This window comes from Streptomyces kronopolitis, assembly GCF_050953795.1.
GTDB classification, from domain to species: domain Bacteria; phylum Actinomycetota; class Actinomycetes; order Streptomycetales; family Streptomycetaceae; genus Streptomyces; species Streptomyces kronopolitis_A.
Genome location: NZ_CP191854.1, coordinates 39,812 through 60,726, shown reverse-complemented (window position 1 = coordinate 60,726; position 20,915 = coordinate 39,812). Strand labels below are relative to the sequence as shown.

Genomic DNA, 20,915 nt, shown 5'->3' with positions numbered 1-20,915 from the left:
TCTGTACACCTGGCCAATGCCGGGGTGAGGGGACGGCCGCCGCGCCCGGGGAGGAGCGGCGGCCGTACGGGGTCAGAGCGCGCGGGCGGCCCGGAGCTGGTTGTCGACGGAGCCCGTGACGATGACGTTCACGGCGTCGGGCCGCCCGCCGTAGTGGAGCTCCACCTTGACCACGTCATCGACGCACAGGGACGTGGTGCACTTCCCGCCGAGGCTGGGCCAGTTGTAGGTGTCGATGGGCCGAAGGCCGGGGGCCGCTGCTTTCATCCGCTGCGCGAGGCCGCCGTACACCGGCTGACGCTGCCGCTTGTCCCGGTTGCCGGTCTGGATCGCGCGGAGAACCGTCACGGCCTGATCGGCGCTGAGGCCGTTCAGGCGCAGCCACGATTCGGCGGCAGGGCCGCCGGGCGGATCACCGGCGCCACGGGGGTGCGGGCGGGTGTGGTGGCGCCCACGGCCGCCGCCGGGCACCTTCCACGTGGTCGTTGCCGCGCCGAACTCCCAGTGGGTTGCCGACTCGTGGACCAAGGCGGCGCGCAGCTTGCCGACATGCAGCCGCGAGGCGCTACGGGCGTTGTGCGCGGGGATGTGGTCCCGGGTGATCAGGTTGGCAAGGGCACTGCCGTACGCGGCGGCAGTCTGCGCCCCGGGGGCGGTCGCCCGCTCGTACCGCGTGCCGTCGGGCAGGAGCCCGACCGTGAAGAGGAACCCGCGCTCGGCGCCGAGTACGGAGACGTCGTGCCCGTGGTGGGAACGGACGGTTCCCTCGATGCGCCCGTTGTGGGCGGGGAAAGTCATCCATCCGGTGCCGAGGACCGTGCGGGCGGCGTCCATGACGGCCGCGGCAGTGAACGGCATGGTGGTGGGAGAGGACATGGGTGTCCCCTTTCTGGTCGTTTCGGAGCGTTCGTTGTGCGGCTCGCTCGCGCCGTCCAACAAAGAAAACTGTACACCAGGCCAAGGGGTGGAGGTGGGGGAGGGCCCGGAATTTTCCTCCGGACCCTCCCGACCACCCCGCACCGCGCTACTCGGCCGGCGGGAATGCCGTCCACGCGCCGGGCCACCCCCGGTCGCCCTCGACGCGCCAACTGGCTGCGCGCAACACCTCGGGCGCGCGCGCCGTCTGATCCGCCGACGGGCTCCCGATGCCGTCGATGTGGATGCCCGGCACCCGCAGGTCCGACGGGTCGGCCGCGCTCACCATGAACCCGTCCGCCTCGCACATGACCGAACCTCCGCCGATGGACTCGCCGTAGCGCACGGGCGTGAGCCCCGCCTCGATCAGCAGCGTGATCGCCGTGGCGACCTCCGGCCCCCGCTGCCATCCCGCGCCCGGGAAGTACCCGACTGCCGGAGCAGCGGACTTGGGCACCCAGTGCACCGAGTACATGTCCGGCCGGTCCTCCCCCGCGCTCGGGTACGGCCTCTCGTACCCGACCAACCGGCCTTCCGCCGAGCATCTGTCACCGCGCCGCAGCGCGTTCGCGACGTCGACCACGGCGTCGATGCGCTCGTGCCGCACGGGCGCGGTGTGCCGCACCACGTTGTGGACCTCCCGGCGAAGCCACGTCAGCCCGTCGCCCAAGACCGCGTCCGCCCCCTCCAGGAAGTCCCACAGCTCCGGTGCGGTGACCATGCGGGCGTCGGTGAGGACGTGGCGCCGCTCGGCGCGCATCGCCTCCGCCGCGGCCTCCTCCTCGGTGTCGGCGAACGCGACGTGCGCGCGGGTCCACAAGTCCATGACCAGCCACGGGCCGGTGAACGGCACATCGTTGGCCACGGGAGCGAACCGGGGGCCGGCGGTGTCGTGCGGCCGGTCGCTCACGTACACGTCCATCCGGCCCGGGACGCACGTCACCGCGTATCCCTCGCGGGTGAGGACTTCGGCGATCTGAGCCCTGTACTTCTCACGGCCGAGGGCGGGCCCGTGCGTCCACACCGGGCGGGTAGGCGTGCCGCCGTGCCACCGGACGAACATGCGGCGCGGCTCGCGGGTGTCGAGCGATTCGACGCGGAACCCCTCGTACTCCACCCCGGGGACGTACTCGGGGAAGGTGCGGGCGAGGAGCGTCGTCACCCGGGCCGCCAAACTGACGGAGGGCAGAACGGTGCGGGGAACGCTGTTGGTCATGGTCAGGCCTGCTTTCGCTGGAAGGGTTCGGTGAGGCGGAGGAACAGGGCGCCCGCACGGGCCCGCCGCCAGGGCCGGGACACGGCGCGCACGACGGCGGCCAGAACGGAGACGTCGGCCTGGTCGACGTACATCTCCACGGACACGGGCGCCGCGGCGCCGTCGAAGCGGGAGACGGTCAGGCGCAGCACGTTGGGCCGGGCGCCGTAGGCGACGAGCACCCGGGCGTTCCGGGTCTCGACGAACGTGCCGAACTGGACGGTGCCGTGCAGCCGGCGGGCGAGTTCGTGCCGGGCGGCGACCACGCCAGCCGCCCACCGAGCGCGGTCGCCGGGGCTGTAGCTGGGGGCTTCAGCCATCGGAGGGGAACGGCTTCGGCACGCCGCCCGGGATCATCTCCAGGTGGGCCATGCGCACTTCCTGCTCCTCCGTCATCTGCGCGTCGGTGAGCCGGACGCCGACGAGTCCGGCCATCTCGCGGGCGAGCTGAAAGCGGCCGTGCAGCCACCGCAGCCGGGTGTCCGGCAGCCACGCTTTGACGTGCCAGACCTCTTTCCACGGCTCGCCCGCCTCGACCAGGGCATTCACGTACTCGCCGAACTCCCGAAAAAGCACGTCGCCGACGTCGTCCCGCTCCTTGACGTTCGACATGGCTACGCCTCCGCCAGGGGCGCGGCGAGCACGAACACGTGCAGGCACTTCACGGTGCCCGGCTGTTCCGCCGGACGCAGGTAGTGGACGTACACCCTTCCCGCGGCTTCGTCGTACGTCGCCCGTGCGCGGAAGTGCTCGGCAACCATCGTCGTCAGCACGTCCGTCATCGCCGTACCGCTGATGACGGCGGCAATGTCGTACGCGCTGTCCTCGTCGTGCCTGGCCACCAGCTCCCGCAGCGGCACGAGCCCGGCGCCCTGGTGGTCGAGCACGTACTGGGCGGCGTCACGGACGGGCGGCAGCGCGAACAGGCCAGGGAAGAGCGGCTGCGCGAGGACTCTGCCCGGCAGGGTGCCGTGCGGCTCGGCGGGCACGAACCTCTTCCGCACGTCCCAACTCTCAACGGCACGGCTCAGGCTCTCGCTCACCTCCACGTCGGTCCAGGTGCCCGTGCCGTCATCGCGCGGGTCGTCCTGCGACGAAGGCACCCACACCCCTGCGGTGCGGGTCCACACGTCTCCGGTGTGCGTCCACTTGTAGCGGTCGCCGTCGGCGAAGTGCAGGGGGACGGCCGGCGGGGGGAACTGGGCCGACCGGGCGGGCGGCGCGGACAGGGTGGCAACGGACACGGTGGTTCTCCTGGTCAGGTTCGGTACGGCGGGGCACGGTGCGCCCTGCTCACGGCCGTGATGGGCACGGCCGAGGGAAGGAAGCGCCGGGCCGGCCCCGGGGAACGAGCGCCCCGGGGCGGCGGGGCTCAGCGGACGTAGGCGACCCACGGCGGCACGGGCACGCTCACGACCCGCTGCTCATTGCCCGCGCGGCGCAGCAACTCGGCCATGTCGCCCAGCTCAGCGGCCGGAACCTCGTACACGCGCGTCGACTCGCGCAGTCGGTACGCCGGGGAAGCGCCGGTGCCGCCCGTGGTCGCCATGCGGAAGCGGATGGTGCTCGCGGCCCACTCCTTGGGGCGGCGCAAGTGGCCGGAGCTGGAGCCGAGGAGCACGGGGTCGGTGACGCTGATGTGCGGAAGCTCCGCAGCACCGTCACGACCGCGCGGCACGTCGACCAGGGTGACGCCGTCGAGCTCTTCGGCCTCGATCAGCAGCCGGTGAAGGGCACGGTCGGAGCGCGGCACGAACCAGACGTGAACGTTCTTGGGCAGGTAGAGCACGGGAGTTCCCTCCGGGTGGAGCGGCCGGGGCGGAGACAGGAAGCCCCCCGGCCGGCGGGCGGTCAGATGCGGTACTGGGCTTCGGTGACGGCGCGGCGGCGCTCCTCGTCGGGGCCGAGCGGGATGTACCGCACCGGGGCGCCCGTACCGTCCTCGGCGATCCTCCGGACGGCGACGGCGCCGTACGGGTCGCCGTCCATGTGCGGGAACTCGACCTCGAACAGGTACGTCGCAGAGCCGATGCGACGCGCCCACTCCCACCGGCCGTTCGTCGGCATGGGCTGACGCATCCCGATGACGAACAGGCCGTAGGCGCGCGCGGCCTCCACCAGGGCCCGCCGCGCCTCGTACAGGGCCGCGTACGGGATGGCGCGGCGTACGGAGGTCAGGAACTCGGTCATGGCCTTGTCCAGGGCGCGCCTGTTGGCCGAACCGTTGATCGCGGCCCCCAGCTCCCGCAGCGCTTCCAGCCCGAGCAGGAAGGCGCGGTTCCAGGCCTGCCGCTCCGGCGAGGCCTGCCACGCGCGGAGTTCGACCGGGTCCTCGACGAGGACGCCGTAGCGGTTGCCGCACTGGGAAGTGAGGAGCACGAGGGCCCGCACGGCGGGGTGTTCCATCGTGGCGCCGTCCGGCTCATGCAGGAACCGGGACACGCCTTCCTCCACGTCGGTCAGGAGCGTCCACTCCTCGGCGTCCTCGGCGAGCGACACGGCCCGTATCGCGGCGTGAAGGATGCGGTCCGCCTGGTCGTCCATCTCGTTGACGGGGAGAGAGCACAGGACCCCGTCGATGGTGCGCAGCGCCTCGGGGGTGGCGCGGCGCTCGGTGTCGCGTACGGCGGACTGCCCGGCGGTGATCAGGGGGTACAGGGCGGTGCGGACGGCGGTGGTCATGGTCGAGTCCTCCATAGGGCTCACGAAGTGGGGAATGGAGTGCGGGGGCCGGCGGGGCGCACGGACGGCACGCCCCGCCGGGGGAATCACAGGGAGCTGACGAAGCGGTCGATCGCCTTGCGGCTCGTGCGGGCGGTGAGCGTGAACGATCGGACGACCTCGTACGAGCCGGGGATGCGGACCTCCACCCGACCGTGCGGGTAGTCCGGGTGGTGCCAGTCGACGCCCAGCAGCTCGAACCGGTAGGTGGTGCCGCCGACGCGCCGCGTCCATCCGGGCGAGCCACCGTTCTCGAACGGCATACGGGGCCCTATGGGGAACAGCCGGTAGACGCGTGCGGCCTCACTGGCGAGATTGGACGCTCCCAACACAGCGCCGGAGGCGACGGCCATCCGCATCCGCGCGGCGAACTCTGCGGCCGTGCGCACCATCAGGGCGTCAGCGGGCCGGGCATCGGTACGGCGCAGCATGATGGCGACCAGGCGCGTGCCCGCTTCGGCCGCCCGTGACCAGGGATCGAGCGGGCGATCCTCCATGTCGGCCCGACGGTCGTGGCACACGGCCAGGAGCCGCAGGGTGTCCGCCATCGCCACCGTCGCGTACGCGGGCGTCCAGCTCGGCACCATCCGGGTCAGGTCAGTCACGGCGTCGTCCATGTGGTCGATGCGCGGGAAGAGCTGACTGCCCTCGGCGAACTCGACCGCCTTGAGCACCCGCTGATGACCGTCTTCGAGGCTCCAGTGGAACGACTCCGTGGGGAGCGCCAGCAGGGCCCGGGAGAGCGCGCCGAGGGTCGACGGCTCCGGGTTCTGCCTCGCGGTGCGTATGGCGGCCCTGAGCGCCAGCAGCATGGTGCGATGGTCGACGGCAACGGCGGTGGTCATGGCGGAGTCCTCCGGGTGCTTACGGAACGGGGAAGGGGGATGCGGGCCGGCGGGGGCACACTGGGAGCGAACGCCCCCGCCGGGCGGCGTCACGACAGATCGATGACCGTGACGACCGGCGGGAAGGCGTGGAGCAGCACGGAGTACGAGAGAATTGCGACCGTCTCGGACTCGGTCGGGAGTTCCGCCGGGACGTATGCGAGCGTCACCGCGCCGCCGGGGATGCGGAGGTACACCGTCCCCGTCTCAGTGATGGACACCTCGAACTCATCGCCCCGCACCCGGCTGCCCTTTGCGATAAGGGCGAACTGAGCGGGCCCCCACGGGCCGAGCTCGGATGCCGGTACACCCGCGAGGTAGGTGGGGCGCTCGTTGCCGGTCGAGCAGAACAGGTACGGGCTGCCCTCCTCGAACGGGCTCTCCCCCTCGGCCACCGGGCGCCCGGGGAGCGGCATGTCGGCCGGGACGTTCGCCGGGGAGAACATCGGAACGCCAAGGGTGTCCAGGCACTCGGGGGCCACGAACAGCTCACGGATGCGGGCGTCGGCCTTCGGCGCGGACGGGGGGCCGCACTTCACGCACGCCCAGTTGCCAGAGGAAAGCCGCTCCAGGGTGCACGCCTGATGCGTGATGCGGTCACCGGTCGCAAACGCGGAGGGAACGAGGGGAAGCACGGTCGGGGGGAGAACAGGCACGGCGATACTCCAAGCAAGGAAGGTGGGATGGCGGGCGCATGGTGGCCCGGGGGACGCCCTTACGGCGCGCCCTGCGCACAGCCGTGACGACGGGGGGCACGGCCGAGGGCGGGAAGCGGCGGGAGCGGGGAAGCGGGCCGGGGCGGCGGGAGAGCGCGCCCCGGCCGGCCGCCGGGTCAGCCCCTGATCTCCAGGGCCAGGAGGCAGAACAGCGCGAGAGCGGTGGCGAAGAACGCGCCCGCCGTCAGGAATGCCAGGGTGCGGAACTCCCGCCGCGTGACGGGGCGCTCGCGGTCGTCAGGGGTGGTGCTGGACATGGGTGACCTCCAACGGTCGTAGGTGGGATGGGGGCACCGTCGGCCCCCGCACCGCTCCGCGACACGGCGCCGCGGAACGATGCGGAGTCGGCGGCCAGCTCACTTCCGGTAGAAGGCGCGGCACGCGACGGCGAATCGGCGTCCGTGGTGCAAGAACGGCTGATCGCACTTGGCGCACAGGGGGTTCGACGCGGAGTCGGGGCGCGGTTCCACGTCGAACTTGTCGCAGCACGTCGCGTTGGGATTCCTGTGCTCGCTCTCCCACTGGCCGCACTCACCGCAGATCGGCGTACGGGGCGTGGGCATGGGGCGGCACTCGAACGTGGCGTGGTCGCGCATCCCGGCGGCATACGTGAACGCCACCGTGCGGGACAGGTCATCGACCGCCACGGCACCCGAGCAACGGATAGCGTCGATCAGAAGGGCACGGAGGAACGCGCCGGACACCACCGTCGTGTGGGGCACGTCGGGAACGAGGTTCCACGCGGGGGCGAACACCGTCTTCGAGTACGCGGCGAACGTCACCTCGGACGGGTCGGTGAGGGGCCGGAACTGGGCGGTACGGACGTCATTACGGACAGCAGACACAGAGAACTCCCGGAGAAGGACGAAGGGGAGAGAAGCGCGCCGGAGCGTCGGTCACCCGTGAGACGGGGTGCACTGCTCTGACCAGCACAAAGGGGTGTTCGTGGAACCGGTGAGACCGTCCTACGCGTGCGCGCGGGGGGTCTGGGGCCGTATGCCGGCCCGGTGTACCGGGCGCCGCACTGCGTCCGGCGGGGCGAGGACGGGCGCAGTGCGGGGCGCGGTGCACCGGGGCCGGTCCGGACGCGTCGGGGGCGGCGCGCCCGGACCGGGGCGTCAGCCGCGAGGGACGCGGGCGGTGACTCGGCGGCGGTAGCGGTCGAAGCGGTGCCGGGCGCGGTACTTGAAGTTCTTCCAGTGCGGAGTGCTGCGCCACTGGACGAAGGCGACGCGGAGGCGGGCGAGGGGGCGCAGTTCACCGCGCATCTCGCAGCCGTCGTAGACGTGGGCGAGGATCGCGGCGGCGACGGCGCGCGGTGAGGCGGTGGCAGGGGCGAGCGTGCCGGGGAAGACGTACCAGCCGTCGTAGGACGTGCAGTCCTGCATGGCGATCTGCCATGTTCCGTCGGCGCGCTGGAACACGTCGTGCTGCCCGCCGTAGCAGTTGCCGGTGACGATGGTCAGCCCGTAGCCCTGGCATTGGACCACGCCGGTGGTCACGTCCAGGTGGCCGGCCCGGATGATGTGGGCTTCGATGCTTCGCAGGGTGGCGCGCTCCGCGTTGTGCTGGGCGTAGAAGGCGTGGGCGACGCGTTCCCCCTCGCTCCACTCGCCGCCGTTCTCGTGCCGGTAGGTACGGGAGTGGGCCAGGTCGAGAACCTTGATCGCGCTGGCGGGGTCGCCCTCGTACTCGGGGATGGGCGTGGTCCACACGGTGTTGCGGGAGTCACTGAGGAGTGTGGTGTCGTCCCACGGTTCCAGGTCCGCGACGGTGACGGCGTTGATACGGCCGTCGGGGAGCTGGGTGATGGTGATGTACAGGGACTCGATGTTTTCGGTGCCGGGGGCGTCGGAGGACTTTGCCAGGCTGACGGACACAGTTGTCCCCTTCTGGATGGGTTCGGAGCGTTGATGTTGTGCGGCTCGCTCGTGCCGTCCAACGAGATGAACTGTACACCACGCCAATGAGCGAGTGTCAACACTCCACCTGAATCCCGCCGTGCACTGACCCTTATAGGAGCGCCCCGCCCTATCGTCTTGTGTTGGTTGTCAGTTTGGTTCGTGGTCGTGTAGTGTGGTGCTCACACCGACCGAGAGGGCGGCGCCGGAACGAGCAACCGGCGCGCCCCACGCTCCGGAACCAAGGGGACCTCTGTGTCTGCTGCCGCTGAACGCCGTACCCGCCGCCGGGCCGCCGCCGCCCGGCTCCGTACCCGCCGCACTGAGAACCGGGCGCACCGCGACTCCACGCAGCGTGTGAAGGTGAGCGACTTCCTGACCCGCATCGGCATGGACGCCGAGGACATCCAGAAGTACGGGTCATGGGCCGGGCGGTACATCGTGAGCGAGTACCGGACCGCGAACCACGGCCACCAGCCGCGCCAGACCCGCAAGCGCACCGCGCCGTGCAAGGGCCACCCCAAGGGCCGCTGGATCAAGGTGAACGTCTACCGCGTGACGGACCCCGCGCTGATCGCCGGGGCGAGCAAGTACAACCGCACCGCGCCGTTCGTCGCCGCCCAGTACGTCACCGCCGCGTAGAGCGCACCGCGCCCCGCGATCCGGCCGGGCGGCCGACACAACTCCCCCCTCTCGCCGCCCGGCCCCCTCCCCCTGCTACCAGACAGGACGATCCGCCGTGCCCGACATGGTCACCGTTCCCCGCGACCCCGCCGCCGCCCCCGCCGACGTCATCGACGTGACGACCGACCCGAACAACGTCCCGCACTACACGCACCGGCCGTGCGGCGCGACGTGGCGCGCCGTGCCCTACTCCAACGGCATCACGGGCGAACCGATGGGGACCACCACTCAGTTCGGCTACCCGCCGTGCGGTGAGCCCGGAGCCCTGGACCGCTTCGTCAAGGCCGCGCACGCCGACCGGTACATCCCGATCTACGCGTGTGCCGAGCACGCCCGCTGACGCCCGCCCACCGGGGCGCGGCCCTCCCGCCGCGCCCCACCCTCCCTCGAACGGAGACGACTGATGATCCGTCCGCACATCACCCGGCGCCAGATGCGCGCCGCCCTGGCTGGCGTCGTGGCCGCTGTCCTGCTGCTGCTCCTCGCGTCGCTCACCGGCACGTACAACGGCGCGAACGCCGGAGCGACCGTGGGCCGGCCTGGATGCTTCATCGGAATCGAGTGGCGCGGCGACCCGGGCGTGTACGGCTCGTGTGACGGCACCGACCCGGACGCGAAGCCGCACCGCCGCTGACCGCCCTGCCCGGGGCGCGCCACGGCGTCCCGGGCCCCGCTCCCTTCCGCTTCACACTCCGGAGAGACCGCCGTGTTGAACCCCCGCACCCACCTGTTCGCCCTGTCGACGTATGCCCGTGCCCGTGCGCTGCACCCGGACACCCCGGAAGCCGAGCGCCCCGCGCTCCTGGACCTGGCGTTCGAGGCAGGGGAGACCGGCCACCACTGCTACCCCGGTGGCCAGTGGGACCGCTCGAACCTCAAGGTGCTGTGCATCCTCGGCGACTTCGAGCGGGACGCGGACGCCGCCGGACTCCCCCGGTTCGACCTGTCCGACCCCGCCGCTTTCCTCCTGGACGCCGCCGTGACCGAGATGCGCAACCTCTACGCCGACCGGCCCGGCCGCGTGACCGAAGTGCGGTTCACCGCACATCCCTTCGGCTCCCGCATCGAGTGGGGCAACACCACGAGCACCGTGACCCGGTACGCCGACGGTACGGAGCGGGACAACCTCAGCTACCCGTGCATCCGACTCAGCTACTTCCTGAACGATCTGGCCGATCTGCGCCGCCCGGAGACCGGCGACGCCCTGACGCTGCGCGTCGCCCCCGGCCCGTCCGCCCTGCCCCCGGCCCCCGTCGGGCTGGATCTGGACGACTTCGAGTCCTGGTTCGACCTGAGCGCAATCGAGCCCGACCCAGCATTCGAGGCCGCGCCCGCCCCGGAGCCGGAGCCCGCGCCGGAGCCCGTGAAGTCCCCGGGCCGGCGGCCGATCCCTGCCCCTGACGACGCCAAGGGCTGGGTGTGGTGGCAGGTCGACCGCGCATACGTCGAAGGAACGGTGACGCGGCTGCACTTCATCAACAACGGCGGCCGGTCGAAGATCGTCGTCCGCATCCTCGACGGCACGCACAAGGGCATGGCGCCCACGCTCAACCGGCGCATCACCGAGGACCTGATCGAGGACGCGCACGCGTACGCCAAGGCCACGTACGGCGCCCGTCGCCTCTGGCCGACGCACATCCACCTGGAGCGCCCCGCGCTCACCCCCGCCGCCTCCTGACCCGGTACAGCCCCGGGGCGCGGCACCCGCGCCGCGCCCCGCACCCTTCGCTTCCCTCACACCCTGAAAGGCACTCCCATGTCCGTGTCCGTTGAGACCGTCTCCATCCCCCTGCCCAACATCGCCGTGCAACGCCCCTCCCGAGTCGGCAGTGAGCTGTGGCGCGTCACCTTGAGCCGCTTCATGTTCGGGCGCGGCAAGACCCTCAAGGCCGCGAAGGCTGAACTGGCCCGGCAGATCGCCGTGGCCACCGAGACGGTGAACGTCGAGCCCGCGTTCGCCCGCGACGACGACGGCTCCCTGATCGTCGCCATCGACCGCCCGTGGGGCGTGGAGGAGTACCGCATCACGGACGACGGATTCAAGAACGTCGGCACCTACGACCGGGACACCCGCACGCCCGCTGAATGGCTGGCCGCCACCCACCACTACACCCCGGTCCCGCCCCGCCGCTGACCCGCAGCCGGCCCGGGGCACGAACGCCCCGGGCCCCGCCCCACAGAACGGAACGCCCGTGCGCATCCCCCGCTTCCACCCCCTGTCCGACATGCCGATGTTCGAGGCGCAGCGCAAGTTGCGCGGCCACGCCTTCTACCCGGGGGCGCGCGTGCTGCGGGCCCTGGAGCCCCGTACGCCGCGCCCCGCGCCCGACAAGTCGCCGTGCATCGTCTTCCACTCCCCGTGGGGGCACATCGTCGTCACGGAGATAGACCCGGAGACGCTGAACGGCTACGGCTGGACGTGCCTGTCCGCCTTCCCCCTCGGCGCCGAATGGGGAGACCTCGGGTACCTCGGCGAGATCGAGAAGCGCCGGGGCCTGCCGTTCGAATACTGGGAACGGGACCTGTTCAGCGACGACGCGAATGCCGCCGCCGCCATCGGCCGCATCCTCACCCGCTACGCCCCGCCCGTGCTGCCCGAAGCGCAGGAAGAGCCGGAGCCGGAGCACGCGCGTGCCGACCCGGCTGGCCCGGCGTCCCGCCCGGCCGCCCGCGTTCCCCGCCGCTCCCGTGGCGCCATGAGCCGCCGCTGAGCCCGGCAGCCGGCCCGGGGCGCACCCTCCCGCGCCCCGGGCCGCAAGCCCCCGCCACCTGGCACCCTCCCCGCCGTCCGGAAGGAACCGACACTCCATGACCAGCATCCCGCCCATGCCGCACGCCACGTACGAGGACGGAACGCGCCTGAGTATCCAGCTCTTCACCATCGCGGAGACCGGACTCGGCCCGTACGTCGGACTGCCCATCACGTCCCTGTGGCTCGATGACACCCCGCACCTGTTCACCAGGGAGACCGTCGGCCAGGTCGCCGCCGACGTCGCCCGCGACGACCTGTGCATGAGCTACGCGTTCTCCGCCGACGGCACCCTGACGCTCCAGTGGACCGACGACTTCGACGCGTTGGGCCGCATCGTCATCGTGGTGCCGGACGCGCATGGCCGGTACCTCCTCGGCGGCATGTGGCCGTGGGCGGTCTGGGGTGCTGACGACGCGCCGCACACCGCCGGACAGGCCGCGTACGCCCTCGGCGCCGCCGAGTACCGGCAGAGCGTCACCACGTCGTTCCCCGACGGACTGAGCGAGCAGTACGACCGGGGGCGCGAGGAAGCGCACCGCGTCACGCTGCGCCGCGAAGAGCCCTGACCAACTCCCCCGCTGCGCCCCGGTGCCCGGCAGCCGGCCCGGGGCGCACCCGCCAGGAAGGAACCGGACATGACCACCGCCACCGTCCCCCAGGTCGATGCGCCGCATGCGATCGGCCGTCCCCTCGACGCGACCGGCACGGCGTACGCGCTGAGCAACGCTGACCGCGAGGGCGCCGCGGTACCGGTATCCGGCGCGCTGCTCCGCTCGCTGCTCGCGTCCGCGCTCCACTCCCGGGGCGCCGCCGCCCTGGAGCCGGACGGCACCGTGCGCTTCACGTTCGGGCAGAGCGCGGGCATGGTGCCCGGGGTCCTGGGCCCGATGTTCCTCGCCGAGCCGTGCGAGCGTCCGCCGCTCACCCCGTGCTGCGCCCGGTGCGGGCACTGGAAGGGCGAGCACGACCACCCCGGGGCGCCGACGGCATGCACCCGCTACCGGCTGAGCATCGGTCCGGCCCGGTTCGCCGTGCCCGACCACGACGGCATCACCTACGCGTGGGTGCGCCGCATGGGCAGGAGCCGGATCGTTTTCCAGATCACCGAGCCGTCCGAGCACTTCCCGGGCGGGACGCTGGTCGTGCACCGGTACCCGGAGGTCGGCGACGGGCCGGTGACCTTCTGCGCCCACTTCCGTGAGATCGGCCCGGAGGAGCGCGCCGCGTTCCTCGACCGGGCCCGCGTTCACGTCCGCTGATCCGCCCCCGGCCTTCGGCCGGGGTAAACGAGAGACCCCCGCCAGCGGTTACGGCCGGGGCCCCGGCGACCACCTTGAAGGAGACGTTCATGCCTGCCCTGCTGCTGCTCACCGACCGTGAGACGACCGAGCACGCCACGCCGCACGGCCCGGTGCGGATGAGGAAGTACGCGAGCACCCCCGGGCGAGAGTTCGTACGGGCCGCCGTCCGGGCGGGCGACGGGGCGCGCGCCGCCCTGGTGACGCTGCGCCCGGCCGCGTACTCGTATGCCGGGGCGTGGCTGGCCGCGCTCGCCAAGCACGCCCCGGCCGCCGCCGACTACCGGAACCCGGACATTGCTCCGGCGTCGGTGCGGCTGGTGGCCGAGATGACGCGTACGCACGCCATGGGGGTGCCCCGGCAGTCGGACGGGTCGGTGGGGTGGAGCGTGCCTGGCGCGTCCGTGCGGGTGTGGCCCGACGGCCGGCTCACGGCCACCTCCGACGCGGGGGTGGAGTTGTCGGCCCGGCTGGAGGGGTCGCAGTGGGACGACTGGGACGTGGCCGCCGTGGTGGATGCCGCGCTGCGGCTGCTGTGTGCCCCGGCCGCGCGGCACATCACCCGCACGTCGGAGCCCTCGGGCTGGTTCCGGCCGTTGGACCGGGGCTACTTGGGCGGTGGCCGTGAGCGCAAGGGCGGGCAGATGTACGACGGTTCGTCGGTGGCCCGGTGCACGTGTGGGTGGAGCGGTGCGTACCTGTCTCGGCTTGCGGCGTTGGGCGCGGCGGCTGAGCATCTGCGGGAAGTCGGTGTGGCCGTTCCCTGTTGATCGCGCCTTGGTGTGGTGTACAGTTTTCCTTGTTGGACGGTGTGAGCGGCCGGACAACAAACGCTCCGAACCAACCAGAAAGGGGACAACTGTGTCCGCCAATCCTCCCTCCTGGACCTCGTACCTGGACGACTCCAAGGTCTGGTCCTTCACCAACTCCAGCTTCGAGCTGTGGCACGCGTTCGGCGAGGACGGCCGCGCCCTGTGCAACCGCCGCATCCGGCCCCGTAACCACCAGGAGAACGACACGTTCTTCCGCGCCCTGCGCGACGCCGAGCGGTGGCCCCTGTCCAACCTGCACGACCGGTGCCGCGCCAAGGCCGAGGCCAAGGTCGCCGCCCACCCGGAGGCACAGCAGCGCGCCGCCGAACTGGCCGCGTTCGAGGCGGCGCAGGCGGAGAGCGCCCGCCAGGAGCGCTACGCCACGGCCGCCGAGATGTTCGCCGAGGTCCACCCGGCCGCGAACCGCATCGTCAACAGCATCCAGGAGAACGCGTTCACGACCGCTTGGGAGGGCAACGAGGGGTTCACCGCCGTAGAGGTCTGGAGGCAGATCGGCGCGGAGCCCGGGGCGCTGTACGGCGACGACGACGGCGAGACGAACCCCGAGATGCCCGAAGCGCTGCTCAAGGCGTGGCGGTACCTTGACGGGCTCGCGGCCAGCGGTGAGCTGAACGAGCGGTGGGACGCGGCCCGGGTCGACGCGGCCCGCGACGAGATGGCGTTCGTGTACGAGCGGGCCCCGCTCACGCTCGACAAGACGCCCGGGTCATGGCAGGTGCTCTTCCACTCCAACTCGCCGCTGACGGGCGAGCGGTGGGCTGACCTGCCGGTGCACTCCATCGTGCGCACGGTGCAGCTCCGCGCCGGGCACGACTGGGAAGTCGTCGAACAGCGGCTCGCCGCGCGGGGCCTGGCCCGCTACGGCTTCCCACAGGCCGTGAGCGCCGGGCACGCCCTGTCCCTCGCGAAGGAGCGGTGGGAGGCAGAGGGGCCGCACTCCGCATGGTTCGAGTTCCTGGCGAACGAGGCACCCGCCATCGAGGAGCTGCGCTCCACATACGACCCCACGCCGGCTCAGGAGCGCGCCGCCTTCGAGTACGCCACGGTCGCCGTCGCCAACCCCGCGCCGGAACTCACCTTCGCCGACCTCCAGGCCATCGCGCGCGGCGCCGCCTGACGCCCCCGGGCGGGAGCGCGCGACGTAAGCCGCTCCCGCCCGGCACTCTCCCGGGCCTCACACGTCAGCGCCTCTCCTGATCGGAGCCCCCCGGGTGCCCGTCACCGTCCTTTCCCCCGCGTTCGACCAGTCCGTCACGGCCCTCGCCGACCACCCCGTCATCACAGAGATGGCGACGGATCTCCTCGGAGCGACTCCCGAACAGCTCTCCACGCTCCTGAGCGCCAGCGGCGCCCCGAACAACCGCTTCATGGCCCTGGCCAACGAGCGTTTCGCCGAGCGCACCGGAAGCCACGCCCAGTACCTGGGGACCGTCGCTCGCGCCGTGGCCGCCCGTCTCGCCGAGTCGCGTGCCCCGGACCCGGGGCCAGCGAACGCCTCGGACGCAACGCCCCGCGCCCAGAGCACCGCCACGTCATGACCACGAACCTGACCCCCGTCGCCGTCGTCCACGCCGCCATCGCCGACTACCGCGCGATGGACGCCACCCACCGCGTCGCCCTCAACACGTACTTCGACGACGACGGAGAGATCCCGGAGAACGAGTTGCCCGCCTACGACGAAGACCGCTTCACCTACGCCCTGGAGGCGGACGAACAGCTCGACGCCGTGATGAGCGCGCTCACCGAGGCGTTCGGCCTCCCCACCGACCAGCCGGTCACTGTGCTCGGCCAGTGGCACCGGACCTTCGAGGTGACCCCCGGCCGGCTGGATGACGCCGCCCGGGAGGCGTTCACCACCGGCCAGTGCCACGCCCTGGCTCTCGCGCTCCACGAGGTCACCGGGTGGCCTACCACCGCGCTACTCACCTCGGACTGTTTCGGCAACGACTCGATGTGCACCGGGGTCGACGAGGACGAGTGCCCGTGCCGGATCGGCCACGTCGTCGTGACCCGGCCCGATGGCGCCCACGTCGACATCACCGGCGCCCACACCCCCGGCACCGTGCCGGACTGCGAGGACGCCCCGGCCATCGTGATGACCGAAGAGCACTGGCAGGCCATCCGGTCCAGGCCCACGTGGCGCGACGCGGACATGCCGCTCGCCCACACGTTCGTCCGGCCGCTGCTCGCCGAGCTGGACGCCGCGCTCGTCGCCCTCCCCGCCTGAACCTCCTCCCCGCCCGGCCGCGCGCCGGTCGGCCCCTTGAAGGGACACCCCCGTGAACACCGCAACGATGCCGCGCAACTTCGCCGCCAAGGTCTTCGGCCGCCTGATGAGCGCCGCGTTCCTCTCCCAGCAGCACGCACTCACCGACCTTGGACCCTTCACGGGCCTGCTGTGGCGCTGCGTCTGCAAGGAACTCAACACCCTGGACCTCAAGGCGTGCGGCGATTGCCACAAGGCGCGCCTGTGGACCGAGGACGCCACCCCGCCCCGGTACGAGTACGGCACCCTCCTGGAAGACCTCCGCTCCGCGTTGACGGAGTGGTTCGACGACCGGCCGAAGGTGCGCCGTCCGGCGGCGATCAGCTTCCGCGTCACCACCGAGTACGACGACGGCCCGGCGTGGGCCACCTGGGACACGACCGCCTACTTCACCGACTCCCCGACTGGTCAGACGTACGGGGAAGACTTCGAGCGCTCGTTCGTCTCCGAGGCCCTGGTGGAGATCGGCGACTTCGATCGGCCGCAGGTCGGTGACACCCTCCGCGTCGTCATCCCCTCCCCGTTCACCGAGCCCGCCGAGGACGCGCGCAGCACCGAGTACGCGTACACCATCAGCGAGTACGCCCGGGAGGCCGCGACCGTCCTCGGGGAGGGCTGGGGCTCCGAGTCCGGGTACATCGGCGCGTACGGGAAGCTCTGGGGCCCCGACGTCCCCACGCTGCGCGTGTTCGTGGACGAGTGGGACGACCTGGTGGTGGCGTTCCACGACGACCCCGACGGGAAGCGGGTCACCATCGACCTCGCCGACGGTGCGCCGTCCTACCCGGACGAGCTGCGCGCCGTCGGCGAGGACATAGCCGAGATCATCCGCGCCAACTTCTGCTGACCCGCCCCGCCCGGGGCGCGGCCACGCTGCGCCCCGGGCGCGCCCCTGGAGAGCCCGTGAAAGAGCCCGACGCCCTGTGCGGCGCGCCCGGCCGCGACGAAGACGCAGACATGGACGTGACGTGCGATCTCGCCCCGCACGGGCCCAAGGAAGAACACCACGCCACGTACTTCGGCCTGTTCTTCAAGCGCCGCGAGCTGGAGTGGCCGGACCCTGAGCCGGCCGCCATCCTCCGCATCGTCGCCGAGTACGTCACCGAGTCCAACGACATCGGCGGACTGGACGCCAACGACCTCGTTGCGAGGCTGGAGTTCGCCGGATACGAACTGCCCGAACTTCCCGAAGGAATCCCCGCATGAACCTGCCTGGCGACACCATCGACGTCGGTACGACTCGCATGCCGACCCCGGCCCGCTACGCCCCGGGCGTCATCACGTTCGCCCGCCTCGACCCGGTGTTCCTCGCCGACGAGGAGCATGTCCTCCCCCTGGTCAAGGACTGGACCCGCGAGGAGCTGTACGCCGTGGCGGCTCTGTTCTCCCGGGAGGGGGGCCGCAGGGATGACGCTGAGTTGCTGGCGCTGCTGCGGGAGTGGAACCCGACTTGGGAGGGTTCTGAGCCTGACGCCGTCAAGGCCGAGTTCGTCACCGACTCGAACGGCGGCAGCGTCCGCTGGGCCGAGGAGAGCTACTACATCCACCGCGCGGACGGCTCCGTCGACGAGTTCGAGTTCCCGGAGGAGGGCGAAGACGACGAGTTCGCCGAGCAGGACGAACGGTTCACCGACCTCCTCGCTACCCGCTCGGGTGTCGACCGGCCCGTTCACGGCGCCCACCTGTTCGTGGACCTGAGGACCGGCGTGTTCACCGTCGAAGGCCCCAACGCGCTCTGAACAGCGGTTCCCCGCCCTGCCGCCCCGCGCGGCGGGGCGTAGCGGATTCGCCCCCTCACTCCGTCTACGTGGTGCTGCCGCGCCCCGGAAAGGACACACCAGCCGTGCCGATCACCCGCGTGTTCCTCTACGACGGCTTCAAGGTCCGCACCCGCGTGCGCTGCGGCGAACCCGTCTGGTTCACCCGCGACGTGGCCGCCGCCCTGACCGTGCGGTTCCCCGCCGGGCCGGTGCTCCCCGAGTCCCCGAACAGCCTGCCCGGACTCGCGACGGCCGACCAGGTGTGGACGCTAGCGCGCCGGGCCGGCTGTGGTGTGCCCGACGCGTTCCGGGCCTGGATGACGGAGGTGTCCGCGCAGCTCACCCCGCGGCCGACCCGCACGCCGGCCCCGGTGCGCAGCCGTCCGTGTAGGCCCCGCCCCGCTTCCCTCTCTCAATGAAAGGCACCCCCCTCGTGTGCTCCGACAGATCCCGCCGCCCGAACCCGGCCGGTTGCCTCGCCATAGGAGCCGTCGTCATCGCGTTCGTGGCGCTGTTCGCCGTGGTGCTCAGCGGTGGCGACGATGATTCTCCGCCGCGCTGCCCGGTCTCGCGCTCCGGCGCGGTGACGGGCACTGGCACGCACCACCAGGGCGGCGACCGTTCGGCCACGACGAAGAAGCCGGGCGGCACGACGAACGGCAAGTCGCCCACGGGCAAGCAACCGGGCGCCAAGGCCCCGGCTGCCCGCCCCAAGGCGCCTGCCGCCCCGGCCCCGAGGCCGCCGAGCATCCGCAAGAGGTGACCTCCTCCGGGCCGGTCCTGTCCGACCGGCCCGGAGAACAGCTCAAGGGGTGAGGGTGCCCACCAGGGGCACCGTTCCCCACCGGAGGCTCGCCACCATGGCCAAGCTCCCCATCCGTACGTACGTCATCAGCAACCCCAGCGCCCTGCTCGGCACCGAGCGCGTCATCACCTTCCGCCACTCGGCGCCCGTCGGCTCCGTCGTCGACCTGCCCATCGACGGCCGCCGCGTCCGCGCCCTGCTCACCGACACCCTGTGGAACGGCTACCGCTGCGCCGAGCTGCTGTTCACGAACCTGTAGCAGCAGGCCCTTCCGGCCCCTCTGTTCGTCGGTGGGGCCGGGCACGGGGCATCTCGCCGCGCGCCACTGCCGCCGCGCCCGACACCGGCTCCGAACTGCTTCCGTGCGCCACCCGCAGCCCAGGCTGCGGCCACTGGTACATGCGCGCCGTCACCGAGGTGCCCCCGGTCAGGTCGACGGACAACTGGTAGAACACCCGCCCATCGGCCCAGTCCTGGCGAGCCATGACCGGCGCGTACCGCCACTTCCCGTGTGACCACACCCGCAGCGCCGGGCGGTCGCCGGGCGGCCACGTCGTGACCTTCGGCTCCGGCCCGTCCTCGGGCTGCCGCCAGGGACGCGCCTCCGTTGGCTCGGGGATCGTCTCATCGCTCACCCTTCGAGCGTAGGCGCAGACCAGCGGCCCGCTGCGCCCGCGAAGCCGTGGGGCCGCTGTGAGGCCGCGCCACAAGGCAGCCCGGCCGTGCACTCTCCGGCGGTCCTGCAACCGCCTGGAAGGAACACCCGCTCATGTCCGTGCCCAAGCCCTCCGGCCGGCTCGTCGGCCTCGTGGTCGGCGTCGCCCTGCTCGTCATCGGGGCCGTCCTCGCCGCATATGCCGCGTTCGGCGGCAGCGACGGCAGCAGCCCGAGCCCCGGCCCGTCCCCGTCGGCAAGCTGCAACATCTTCGACCCCGAGTGTGAGCCGAGCAGCGGCAGCGGAGAGGGCGATCCGACACCCACCCCGTCCGACCCGGGGCCGACACCAGCGCCCCACCGTGCGGAGGGCGGTGGATCAGGGAACGGCGGCCTGATCGGCGGCACCGGCTGATCCACCTGCACCCCGCGCGCACCCCGGACGACTGACTTGATGTCCGGGGTGCGCCGCGTTGTCAGTGCCCCCTGCGACCGTGGGGTCATGAGCGCCACTACCGTGGAAGCGGTCGATCTGGTCGCGATCCTGCGCCTGCCTGTGTGGAACACCCTGGCCGAGCGGGCAGACGCGATCCGCCGCGCCCTACCTCCGCGTCCGGGGACGCCTCAGGGGCACCTCCGCTGGCTCCGATCGCTCACCCCGGAGCAGCAGCGGCGCGCCGCTCTCCTAGACCGCCTCGACGCCCTGTGTGGGCACATCGCCGGGCGTCCCGCCCTCGGCTACGTCGCGGACGATCCGATGCCGGAAGCCGCGCTCCAGGAAGCCGAGGGGTTCAACCCTCAGCTCTCCGCGCTCATCGCCCGCTACCGAACCGCGCGGTGACTGATGCGGGCGAGCGGGGTATCTCACGGCCCGGTAGGGGCTTCCCACAGGGTTCGCGCGACCTGATCGACGCCCCGGGACGTGCGGGGCCGGCTGCGGCAGTCCCAGCCCCTCCGCGGCGGGCGCTGCGCGAGGACGCGCCATCCGGCGCCGCGCAGGCTCGCGCCGCTCTCCCCGGCCTGCGTGTACGTGATCAGCCGCGTGTAACCGAGAGCCCGCGCTGCCCGCCACGCCGCGCCGTAAAGCAGTGAGTTGGCATTGGCCGTGCCGTCGGTCGCAGTCCGGGTGACCTCCAAGGTCTGGCCGTTGTCAAGCATCCGGGCCACCGGGCGGCCCACCATCGCGACCGCGCGCAGCACGCCGTCGTCATCGGCTGCGCCCACGCTGAACACGGCCCCAGCCGGCGGCCGGTGGTGCCGGTGCCAAAGGGCTACGAAGTCCTTCGCGTCCTTCTGGCGGACCGGTACGAGGTGCAGTCTCGGGCTCCCCGGGGCAGCGTCGGCGTACGGTCGGGGCACGGTGGTCCTCCATGCTGCGGAAGCGCCCGCTGCGCCCCGGAGGCCGTGCACCATGCGGCCCGCCGCGCCCTACCGTCCCCGGCACCGGGCCGCAGTGAAGGGGCGACACTAG

The 20,915-nt window shown here is 72.1% G+C and carries 34 protein-coding genes; 20 read left to right on the top strand and 14 right to left on the bottom strand.

What is annotated here, in order from left to right:
* Positions 1-72 precede the first annotated feature (72 nt).
* The 12 genes from ACQP17_RS34685 to ACQP17_RS34630 all read right to left on the bottom strand — a co-directional run bounded on the left by ACQP17_RS34685 (position 73) and on the right by ACQP17_RS34630 (position 8,371).
* Positions 73-876 (bottom strand): hypothetical protein, encoded by an 804-nt coding sequence (locus ACQP17_RS34685; protein ID WP_433860247.1) that lies wholly within the window; start codon positions 874-876, stop codon positions 73-75.
* A 148-nt stretch (positions 877-1,024) separates the two neighbouring features.
* On the bottom strand, positions 1,025-2,131 hold the full coding sequence (locus ACQP17_RS34680; RefSeq protein WP_433860246.1) for a hypothetical protein: 1,107 nt from the start codon (positions 2,129-2,131) through the stop codon (positions 1,025-1,027).
* Positions 2,132-2,133: 2 nt separating this feature from the next.
* The gene (locus ACQP17_RS34675; RefSeq protein WP_433860245.1) at positions 2,134-2,490 is read right to left on the bottom strand and encodes a hypothetical protein; all 357 of its coding nucleotides are present in this window, start codon (positions 2,488-2,490) and stop codon (positions 2,134-2,136) included.
* A complete protein-coding gene (locus ACQP17_RS34670) occupies positions 2,483-2,782 on the bottom strand; it encodes a hypothetical protein (RefSeq protein WP_433860244.1) in 300 nt (99 codons plus the stop codon). The genes ACQP17_RS34675 and ACQP17_RS34670 overlap by 8 nt, the downstream gene beginning before the upstream one ends.
* A 2-nt stretch (positions 2,783-2,784) precedes the next feature.
* Positions 2,785-3,414 carry a hypothetical protein gene (locus ACQP17_RS34665; protein WP_433860243.1) on the bottom strand — a complete coding sequence of 210 codons (630 nt, stop codon included), beginning with the start codon at positions 3,412-3,414 and terminating at the stop codon, positions 2,785-2,787.
* A 128-nt stretch (positions 3,415-3,542) separates the two neighbouring features.
* On the bottom strand, positions 3,543-3,959 hold the full coding sequence (locus ACQP17_RS34660) for a hypothetical protein (RefSeq protein ID WP_433860242.1): 417 nt from the start codon (positions 3,957-3,959) through the stop codon (positions 3,543-3,545).
* 62 nt (positions 3,960-4,021) lie between these two features.
* On the bottom strand, positions 4,022-4,852 hold the full coding sequence (locus ACQP17_RS34655; RefSeq protein WP_433860241.1) for a hypothetical protein: 831 nt from the start codon (positions 4,850-4,852) through the stop codon (positions 4,022-4,024).
* Positions 4,853-4,938: 86 nt separating this feature from the next.
* Positions 4,939-5,736 carry a hypothetical protein gene (locus ACQP17_RS34650; protein WP_433860240.1) on the bottom strand — a complete coding sequence of 266 codons (798 nt, stop codon included), beginning with the start codon at positions 5,734-5,736 and terminating at the stop codon, positions 4,939-4,941.
* Between the two features lie 89 nt (positions 5,737-5,825).
* A complete protein-coding gene (locus tag ACQP17_RS34645; protein ID WP_433860239.1) occupies positions 5,826-6,431 on the bottom strand; it encodes a hypothetical protein in 606 nt (201 codons plus the stop codon).
* 176 nt (positions 6,432-6,607) lie between these two features.
* Complete coding sequence (locus ACQP17_RS34640; RefSeq protein WP_433860238.1) at positions 6,608-6,748, bottom strand: hypothetical protein; 141 nt, start codon at positions 6,746-6,748, stop codon at positions 6,608-6,610.
* A 99-nt stretch (positions 6,749-6,847) separates the two neighbouring features.
* Positions 6,848-7,336: a hypothetical protein gene (locus ACQP17_RS34635; protein WP_433860237.1), complete on the bottom strand. Its 489-nt coding sequence runs from the start codon at positions 7,334-7,336 to the stop codon at positions 6,848-6,850.
* A gap of 273 nt (positions 7,337-7,609) precedes the next feature.
* A complete protein-coding gene (locus ACQP17_RS34630; protein WP_433860236.1) occupies positions 7,610-8,371 on the bottom strand; it encodes a hypothetical protein in 762 nt (253 codons plus the stop codon).
* Positions 8,372-8,647: 276 nt separating this feature from the next.
* On the opposite strand from ACQP17_RS34630, the gene ACQP17_RS34625 reads away from it, so the two are divergent.
* From ACQP17_RS34625 to ACQP17_RS34540, 18 genes are all read left to right on the top strand, one after another.
* Complete coding sequence (locus ACQP17_RS34625; protein WP_433860235.1) at positions 8,648-9,034, top strand: hypothetical protein; 387 nt, start codon at positions 8,648-8,650, stop codon at positions 9,032-9,034.
* 97 nt (positions 9,035-9,131) lie between these two features.
* A complete protein-coding gene (locus ACQP17_RS34620) occupies positions 9,132-9,416 on the top strand; it encodes a hypothetical protein (RefSeq protein ID WP_433860234.1) in 285 nt (94 codons plus the stop codon).
* Between the two features lie 63 nt (positions 9,417-9,479).
* Positions 9,480-9,710, top strand: coding sequence for a hypothetical protein (locus ACQP17_RS34615; protein ID WP_433860233.1), 231 nt, complete (start codon positions 9,480-9,482; stop codon positions 9,708-9,710).
* A 72-nt stretch (positions 9,711-9,782) separates the two neighbouring features.
* Positions 9,783-10,754, top strand: a complete 972-nt coding sequence (locus ACQP17_RS34610) for a hypothetical protein (RefSeq protein ID WP_433860232.1) — start codon at positions 9,783-9,785, stop codon at positions 10,752-10,754.
* A 78-nt stretch (positions 10,755-10,832) separates the two neighbouring features.
* Positions 10,833-11,210, top strand: coding sequence for a hypothetical protein (locus tag ACQP17_RS34605; protein ID WP_433860231.1), 378 nt, complete (start codon positions 10,833-10,835; stop codon positions 11,208-11,210).
* Between the two features lie 58 nt (positions 11,211-11,268).
* Positions 11,269-11,787 carry a hypothetical protein gene (locus ACQP17_RS34600; RefSeq protein ID WP_433860230.1) on the top strand — a complete coding sequence of 173 codons (519 nt, stop codon included), beginning with the start codon at positions 11,269-11,271 and terminating at the stop codon, positions 11,785-11,787.
* Positions 11,788-11,884: 97 nt separating this feature from the next.
* Positions 11,885-12,394 carry a hypothetical protein gene (locus ACQP17_RS34595; RefSeq protein ID WP_433860229.1) on the top strand — a complete coding sequence of 170 codons (510 nt, stop codon included), beginning with the start codon at positions 11,885-11,887 and terminating at the stop codon, positions 12,392-12,394.
* A 69-nt stretch (positions 12,395-12,463) separates the two neighbouring features.
* A complete protein-coding gene (locus ACQP17_RS34590) occupies positions 12,464-13,087 on the top strand; it encodes a hypothetical protein (protein ID WP_433860228.1) in 624 nt (207 codons plus the stop codon).
* 89 nt (positions 13,088-13,176) lie between these two features.
* Entirely contained in the window at positions 13,177-13,896 is a 720-nt protein-coding gene (locus tag ACQP17_RS34585; protein ID WP_433860227.1) for a hypothetical protein, read from the top strand.
* 91 nt (positions 13,897-13,987) lie between these two features.
* Positions 13,988-15,076: a hypothetical protein gene (locus ACQP17_RS34580; RefSeq protein ID WP_433860226.1), complete on the top strand. Its 1,089-nt coding sequence runs from the start codon at positions 13,988-13,990 to the stop codon at positions 15,074-15,076.
* A gap of 94 nt (positions 15,077-15,170) precedes the next feature.
* On the top strand, positions 15,171-15,497 hold the full coding sequence (locus ACQP17_RS34575; protein ID WP_433860225.1) for a hypothetical protein: 327 nt from the start codon (positions 15,171-15,173) through the stop codon (positions 15,495-15,497).
* Complete coding sequence (locus ACQP17_RS34570) at positions 15,494-16,186, top strand: hypothetical protein (RefSeq protein WP_433860224.1); 693 nt, start codon at positions 15,494-15,496, stop codon at positions 16,184-16,186. The genes ACQP17_RS34575 and ACQP17_RS34570 overlap by 4 nt, the downstream gene beginning before the upstream one ends.
* A gap of 52 nt (positions 16,187-16,238) precedes the next feature.
* Complete coding sequence (locus tag ACQP17_RS34565; protein ID WP_433860223.1) at positions 16,239-17,072, top strand: hypothetical protein; 834 nt, start codon at positions 16,239-16,241, stop codon at positions 17,070-17,072.
* A 56-nt stretch (positions 17,073-17,128) separates the two neighbouring features.
* Positions 17,129-17,431, top strand: a complete 303-nt coding sequence (locus tag ACQP17_RS34560) for a hypothetical protein (protein ID WP_433860222.1) — start codon at positions 17,129-17,131, stop codon at positions 17,429-17,431.
* On the top strand, positions 17,428-17,964 hold the full coding sequence (locus ACQP17_RS34555; protein ID WP_433860221.1) for a hypothetical protein: 537 nt from the start codon (positions 17,428-17,430) through the stop codon (positions 17,962-17,964). The genes ACQP17_RS34560 and ACQP17_RS34555 overlap by 4 nt, the downstream gene beginning before the upstream one ends.
* A gap of 104 nt (positions 17,965-18,068) precedes the next feature.
* Positions 18,069-18,404: a hypothetical protein gene (locus ACQP17_RS34550; RefSeq protein ID WP_433860220.1), complete on the top strand. Its 336-nt coding sequence runs from the start codon at positions 18,069-18,071 to the stop codon at positions 18,402-18,404.
* Complete coding sequence (locus ACQP17_RS34545; protein ID WP_433860219.1) at positions 18,401-18,748, top strand: hypothetical protein; 348 nt, start codon at positions 18,401-18,403, stop codon at positions 18,746-18,748. The genes ACQP17_RS34550 and ACQP17_RS34545 overlap by 4 nt, the downstream gene beginning before the upstream one ends.
* A 97-nt stretch (positions 18,749-18,845) precedes the next feature.
* The gene (locus ACQP17_RS34540) at positions 18,846-19,049 is read left to right on the top strand and encodes a hypothetical protein (protein WP_433860218.1); all 204 of its coding nucleotides are present in this window, start codon (positions 18,846-18,848) and stop codon (positions 19,047-19,049) included.
* On the opposite strand, the gene ACQP17_RS34535 is transcribed toward ACQP17_RS34540, so the two are convergent.
* Entirely contained in the window at positions 19,036-19,425 is a 390-nt protein-coding gene (locus tag ACQP17_RS34535; RefSeq protein ID WP_433860217.1) for a hypothetical protein, read from the bottom strand. The genes ACQP17_RS34540 and ACQP17_RS34535 overlap by 14 nt on opposite strands.
* Before the next feature lie 134 nt (positions 19,426-19,559).
* Here ACQP17_RS34535 and ACQP17_RS34530 point away from each other — a divergent pair, with 134 nt between their 5' ends.
* Together ACQP17_RS34530 and ACQP17_RS34525 are read left to right on the top strand one after the other, a co-directional pair.
* Positions 19,560-19,859 carry a hypothetical protein gene (locus ACQP17_RS34530; RefSeq protein WP_433860216.1) on the top strand — a complete coding sequence of 100 codons (300 nt, stop codon included), beginning with the start codon at positions 19,560-19,562 and terminating at the stop codon, positions 19,857-19,859.
* Between the two features lie 87 nt (positions 19,860-19,946).
* A complete protein-coding gene (locus ACQP17_RS34525) occupies positions 19,947-20,285 on the top strand; it encodes a hypothetical protein (RefSeq protein WP_433860215.1) in 339 nt (112 codons plus the stop codon).
* Positions 20,286-20,308: 23 nt separating this feature from the next.
* Here ACQP17_RS34525 and ACQP17_RS34520 read toward each other — a convergent pair whose 3' ends face one another.
* On the bottom strand, positions 20,309-20,803 hold the full coding sequence (locus ACQP17_RS34520; protein WP_433860214.1) for an XF1762 family protein: 495 nt from the start codon (positions 20,801-20,803) through the stop codon (positions 20,309-20,311).
* Between the last annotated feature and the right edge of the window lie 112 nt (positions 20,804-20,915).

What these genes read in the sequence shown, in the direction of transcription:
- ACQP17_RS34570 (WP_433860224.1), top strand. Translation starts at nt 15,494, where the DNA reads ATGACCACGAACCTGACCCCCGTCGCCGTCGTCCACGCCGCCATCGCC.
- ACQP17_RS34680 (WP_433860246.1), bottom strand. Translation starts at nt 2,131, where the DNA reads ATGACCAACAGCGTTCCCCGCACCGTTCTGCCCTCCGTCAGTTTGGCG.
- ACQP17_RS34670 (WP_433860244.1), bottom strand. Translation starts at nt 2,782, where the DNA reads ATGTCGAACGTCAAGGAGCGGGACGACGTCGGCGACGTGCTTTTTCGG.
- ACQP17_RS34585 (WP_433860227.1), top strand. Translation starts at nt 13,177, where the DNA reads ATGCCTGCCCTGCTGCTGCTCACCGACCGTGAGACGACCGAGCACGCC.
- ACQP17_RS34650 (WP_433860240.1), bottom strand. Translation starts at nt 5,736, where the DNA reads ATGACCACCGCCGTTGCCGTCGACCATCGCACCATGCTGCTGGCGCTC.
- ACQP17_RS34675 (WP_433860245.1), bottom strand. Translation starts at nt 2,490, where the DNA reads ATGGCTGAAGCCCCCAGCTACAGCCCCGGCGACCGCGCTCGGTGGGCG.
- ACQP17_RS34545 (WP_433860219.1), top strand. Translation starts at nt 18,401, where the DNA reads ATGAAAGGCACCCCCCTCGTGTGCTCCGACAGATCCCGCCGCCCGAAC.
- ACQP17_RS34605 (WP_433860231.1), top strand. Translation starts at nt 10,833, where the DNA reads ATGTCCGTGTCCGTTGAGACCGTCTCCATCCCCCTGCCCAACATCGCC.
- ACQP17_RS34615 (WP_433860233.1), top strand. Translation starts at nt 9,480, where the DNA reads ATGATCCGTCCGCACATCACCCGGCGCCAGATGCGCGCCGCCCTGGCT.
- ACQP17_RS34595 (WP_433860229.1), top strand. Translation starts at nt 11,885, where the DNA reads ATGACCAGCATCCCGCCCATGCCGCACGCCACGTACGAGGACGGAACG.
- ACQP17_RS34540 (WP_433860218.1), top strand. Translation starts at nt 18,846, where the DNA reads ATGGCCAAGCTCCCCATCCGTACGTACGTCATCAGCAACCCCAGCGCC.
- ACQP17_RS34685 (WP_433860247.1), bottom strand. Translation starts at nt 876, where the DNA reads ATGTCCTCTCCCACCACCATGCCGTTCACTGCCGCGGCCGTCATGGAC.
- ACQP17_RS34640 (WP_433860238.1), bottom strand. Translation starts at nt 6,748, where the DNA reads ATGTCCAGCACCACCCCTGACGACCGCGAGCGCCCCGTCACGCGGCGG.
- ACQP17_RS34555 (WP_433860221.1), top strand. Translation starts at nt 17,428, where the DNA reads ATGAACCTGCCTGGCGACACCATCGACGTCGGTACGACTCGCATGCCG.
- ACQP17_RS34590 (WP_433860228.1), top strand. Translation starts at nt 12,464, where the DNA reads ATGACCACCGCCACCGTCCCCCAGGTCGATGCGCCGCATGCGATCGGC.
- ACQP17_RS34530 (WP_433860216.1), top strand. Translation starts at nt 19,560, where the DNA reads ATGTCCGTGCCCAAGCCCTCCGGCCGGCTCGTCGGCCTCGTGGTCGGC.
- ACQP17_RS34655 (WP_433860241.1), bottom strand. Translation starts at nt 4,852, where the DNA reads ATGACCACCGCCGTCCGCACCGCCCTGTACCCCCTGATCACCGCCGGG.
- ACQP17_RS34525 (WP_433860215.1), top strand. Translation starts at nt 19,947, where the DNA reads ATGAGCGCCACTACCGTGGAAGCGGTCGATCTGGTCGCGATCCTGCGC.